The sequence below is a fragment of the Streptomyces sp. L500 genome, from assembly GCF_054551825.1.
The window spans coordinates 1-4389 of record NZ_JBTOLC010000095.1 but is presented as its reverse complement, the minus strand read 5'-3'; the positions used below and the strand labels follow the sequence as shown (position 1 = coordinate 4389).

4 protein-coding genes and 1 pseudogene are annotated in these 4389 nt (G+C 69.2%); 2 read left to right on the top strand and 3 right to left on the bottom strand.

Going from position 1 to position 4389, the window contains the following annotated elements; genetic code table 11:
• Together ACX9I7_RS32300 and ACX9I7_RS32295 are read left to right on the top strand one after the other, a co-directional pair.
• Positions 1-113: pseudogene (locus tag ACX9I7_RS32300) on the top strand (RNA-guided endonuclease TnpB family protein); the annotation flags it as partial.
• A 136-nt stretch (positions 114-249) separates the two neighbouring features.
• Entirely contained in the window at positions 250-1779 is a 1530-nt protein-coding gene (locus ACX9I7_RS32295) for a TldD/PmbA family protein (RefSeq protein WP_459389354.1), read from the top strand.
• 63 nt (positions 1780-1842) lie between these two features.
• Here the strand turns inward: ACX9I7_RS32295 and ACX9I7_RS32290 are convergent, their stop codons facing one another.
• The 3 genes from ACX9I7_RS32290 to ACX9I7_RS32280 all read right to left on the bottom strand — a co-directional run.
• Positions 1843-3090, bottom strand: a complete 1248-nt coding sequence (locus ACX9I7_RS32290) for a tyrosine-type recombinase/integrase (protein WP_459389353.1) — start codon at positions 3088-3090, stop codon at positions 1843-1845.
• Positions 3091-3140: 50 nt separating this feature from the next.
• On the bottom strand, positions 3141-3302 hold the full coding sequence (locus tag ACX9I7_RS32285) for a helix-turn-helix domain-containing protein (RefSeq protein WP_459389352.1): 162 nt from the start codon (positions 3300-3302) through the stop codon (positions 3141-3143).
• Positions 3303-3322: 20 nt separating this feature from the next.
• Positions 3323-4389 (bottom strand): replication initiator (locus tag ACX9I7_RS32280; protein ID WP_459389351.1); only part of this gene is annotated, 1067 nt, incomplete at its 5' end.

Genomic DNA, 4389 nt, shown 5'->3' with positions numbered 1-4389 from the left:
TCTCCCCACGGGACAAGAACTCCGCACGCGTGATGCTCGTCCGGGCAGGTCTGAACCCGGCTGGCGCTGAGGGCATAGGACCTCCTGGGGCGCCGCCCCAGGAGGCAGCCTGAGCCACGAATCCCCACGCATGCCAGAGGTGCCCATAAGGGTGCACGTCCATAAGGACGGGCGGGAATCCCCGCCTTCCGGCGCGGGAGCAGTCAATGCGACACACATCGACAAAGAAACCGATAAGGAGCGTGGACCGTGGCGCACGATATCGATCCGTCATTCCTCGCGCTGCCGCTGCGCCCCCTCGCCGACGCGGCCCTCGCGCGGGCGCGGGCCCTGGGAGCCGAGCACGCGGACTTCCGCTTCGAGCGGGTGCGCAGCGCCTCGTGGCGGCTGCGGGACGCCCGGCCCGCGGGTTCCTCGGACGCCACCGATCTCGGGTACGCGGTGCGGGTGGTCCACGGCGGGACGTGGGGTTTCGCCTCCGGTGTGGAGCTGACGATGGACGCCGCGGCGCGGGTGGCCTCGCAGGCGGTGGCGATGGCGAAGCTGTCCGCGAAGGTGATCGCGGCGGCGGGGTCGGACGAGCGGGTCGAGCTCGCCGACGAGCCGGTGCACGCGGAGCGGACGTGGGTGTCGTCCTATGAGATCGACCCCTTCGACGTGCCGGACGCGGAGAAGACCGGGCTGCTCGCCGAGTGGAGCGAGCGGCTGCTGGCGGCGGAGGGCGTGGCCCACGCGGACGCGTCGCTGGTGACCGTCCACGAGAACAAGTTCTACGCGGACACCGCCGGCACCACGACCACCCAGCAGCGGGTGCGGCTCCACCCCCAGCTGACCGCGGTGGCCGTGGACCCCGGGACCGGCGGCTTCGACTCCATGCGCACCCTGGCCCCGCCCGCCGGGCGCGGCTGGGAGTACCTGACGGGCGCCGGCGGCTGGGACTGGGACGCCGAGCTCGAGGAGATCCCCGCGCTGCTGGCCGAGAAGATGCGCGCGCCGAGCGTCACGGCGGGGACGTACGACCTGGTGGTCGACCCGAGCAACCTGTGGCTGACCATCCACGAGTCCATCGGCCACGCCACCGAGCTGGACCGCGCGCTGGGCTACGAGGCCGCGTACGCGGGCACGTCCTTCGCCACGCCCGATCTGCTGGGCACCCTGAAGTACGGTTCCGAGATCATGAACGTGACCGGGGACCGGACCGCCGAGCACGGCCTGGCCACCATCGGCTACGACGACGAGGGCGTGGCCGCCCAGTCCTGGGACCTGGTCAAGGACGGCGTCCTCACCGGCTACCAGACCGACCGCCGCATCGCCCGCCTCACCGGCCTCGCCCGCTCCAACGGCTGCGCGTACGCGGACTCGCCCTCGCACGTGCCCGTGCAGCGGATGGCGAACGTCTCCCTGCGCCCGGCGGCGGACGGGCCGTCGACGGAGGAGCTCATCTCCGGGGTGGAGCGCGGCATCTATGTGGTGGGCGACCGGTCGTGGTCCATCGATATGCAGAGGTACAACTTCCAGTTCACGGGTCAGAGGGCATACGCGATCCGGAAGGGCCGCCTCGCGGGGCAGGTCCGGGACTTTGCATATCAGGGAATCACCCCTGAATTCTGGGGCTCCATGGAGGCGGTTGGAGGGCCCCAGACGTACGTCCTAGGAGGGGCTTTCAACTGCGGAAAGGCCCAGCCGGGACAGGTCGCCGCAGTGTCTCACGGGTGCCCGTCCGCACTGTTTCGGAATGTGAACATCCTGAACACCTCGGACGAGGCCGGGAGCTCCTGACAGGGGCCGCCCGCAGGCGCGAAGTCTGCACCAGGTCGACACGTGCTCACAGCCACCGACCACTTAGGCCACGTCGCCCCAGTCCTCGACGTCCCCCTCCGAGGGGGTCAGTTGAGGCGGGACGATGAGGCCCTTGAAGGGCTCCAGCTTCAGCCCGAGGCGGTTGTGCATCGTGCGGGCGCCTCGATCCATGGCCCGGCGCACGAGGTGCCCGTAGACCAGCTCCGTCGTCCTGGTGGTGCGGTGGCCGACCCACGCCGCGACCTCGAAAAGCGGGATGTCGGCGTGAATCGCCTCGGAGACGAAGAAATGCCGGAAGCTCTTCGGGGTGTACTGCGGGGTTCCGGCTGATTTGGCCGCCGCCTTGAACTGGTCAAGGAACCAGTCGTACGAGGGGTGGCGGTCATTCAACCTGGGGGATTCGAAGAACCAGTCGCGGTCCCCCCAGGTGCCGAATGTGTCGATGTGATCGTTGAAGATCTGGTTGATCGATTCCGGGACGGGCGTCTTTCGCGTCTGCTCGAAGGTGCGGTGTTTCGTGCCCCTCTTCACGCCACGCCGATACCCGGAGATCTCCTGGCAGCCGAAGGCGGAGACCTGGTGGTCCACGGCGAGGATGCTGGACTCCCAGTCCATCGACTGGTCCGAGAGCGCCAAGGACTCCCCCGGTCGCGTCCCGCAGCCCGCCATGGCCCAGAAGCCGGCGCGGATCAGCTTGGGAGCCTCCGCGATGATGCCGAGGACCTCTTCCATGGTCGGGATGTCGTCGTCGGTGACCGGGGTGTACTGGCGGCCCGAGCTCCGACGGGGATTCGCCTTCTTGCAGGGGTTACGGCCGATGATCTCGGCCGCCACGGCGTAGTTGAAGACGGATGACAGGACGTTCTCACGCCCTCGGATTCCGTTCTCCGTATAGCCCCTCGCCTCCTGATCCGCTTTCCATTCCAGGATGATCGACGGAGTGATGCTGCCGATGGGCTTGGTCCCGAAGAACGGCCCGTAGTGGTTGTCGTAGACGCTCTGGTAGTTCCGCTTCGAGGACTCTTCGAGAGTTCCCGCGCCCACCCACTCGTTCCAGACCGCTTCGAACGTCCGCTGACCCGCTTTGGGGTTGATGTACGTCCCGAGGTCCTTGTCCCGCTCGACCTTGACCGCGAACGCCTCGGCGTCTTCGAGCTTCTTGAAGGACACCTGTCGGGGCTTGCCCGCCCTGCCTCCGGGCTCCCGGTACGTCACCCGGTACGGCTTGTGCGTGCACGTCGACTTCTTGCGCCGGGGGCACGGGCAGTCTTCCTTCTTGATGGTCGCCACGTTTGTTTACCCTCCACATGTTGATGGGTTGGAGCGACTTGGATGTGAAGCTAGCCACACTGCATGCGAGCGTCAACCCAGTTGTGCAGATCGCGAGTTCGGAATCTGATGTGCTTGCCGACCCTGAGGTACGGGATGCCCCAGCGTCGGTACGAGTCCATGAGGACCCTCTTCGTCACGCCCAGCGCGGCGGCCGCTTCGTCGGGCGTCATGAGCAGGTTGCTGCCGCCTCTCATAAGCCCGGCCCCCGTCCCTGTCGCTGCGGGTACAGCTGCTCGTCGTCTTGCCGGGCCTCCTTGTAGAGCTGTCGGGATTGGGCGCGGTCCTCGGCGACTCCGGCGGCGATGAGAGCGGCGCCGGGGGTGTGGCCAGAGCCGGTATAGCGCCAGTAGGTCTCAGTGGTCGTCTCGACTTCCTGGTCGTCGTGGGGTTGGGGGCGGGCGTGGTTGGCGCGGGCGGTGCGCAGGGCGGTGTAGGTGGTGGAGTACACGCGGGATTTGGTGAGGATGTGACCTCGAAATCCGAGGGTGTGGGCCCAGGCGCGGAGGCGGAGGTCGCGGAGTTCGGGGAGGCCGCCTAGGTCCCAGCAGGTGCGCATGAGGGTGCGGACGTGGGGCGTGGCGGGGACGGCGGTTATGTCGTCGCGGGTGGTCAGGGGGTGGTCGGTGCCGGCGGAGGTGTCGGCGGCGCTCTTGGTGACGTACTTGGCGATGTAGGCGGCAACGGCGTCGTAGGCCAGGCCGTCGACGTGGTCGCGGTCGAGGACGTTCAGAGGACGGACGTCGAGCTGGGCGCCCCAGCGGAGTTCGTGGTCGCCGATGGCCGGGCTGTAGGGGCTGTGGACGGTGACGGACCGGGCTGCCGCATGGATGGCGGTGGTGAGGGCTGCGGGGGTGCCCCAGGGCGGGGGCGGGGTGTGGGGGCCGGTGGGCCCGTCGAGGCGGACGACAGCGTGGACGTGGACGGCGGCGCGGCGCTGGTACTCGGCGACCTTGGCGAAGGAAAGCCGGGCGTGCTCGCCGAACCGCGACTGGGGGATCCCGGCGGCGGTGGCGAGGTGGCGGCGGACGGCGCGGGTGAAGCGGGACCACAGTTCCCCGGCGTGGGCGTGCCAGAGGACGTGGCCGGTGTAGTCGTAGCAGCCGGGACACAGCGGCTGTCCGGCGGCCGGACCGGTCGGGGTGTGGCTCCGGTGGCAGGCGACCGGGCGGTCGTGCGTGCAGTGGCCCGTGTCGCGGCGGGGACGGCAGGGCTTGCCGTCGGGGGTGACGCGGTGGACCGGGCCGAAGGTGGGGGCGG

Excerpts from the sequence above, each read along its gene's own strand:
- ACX9I7_RS32285 (WP_459389352.1), bottom strand. The coding sequence starts at position 3,302 with ATGACGCCCGACGAAGCGGCCGCCGCGCTGGGCGTGACGAAGAGGGTC.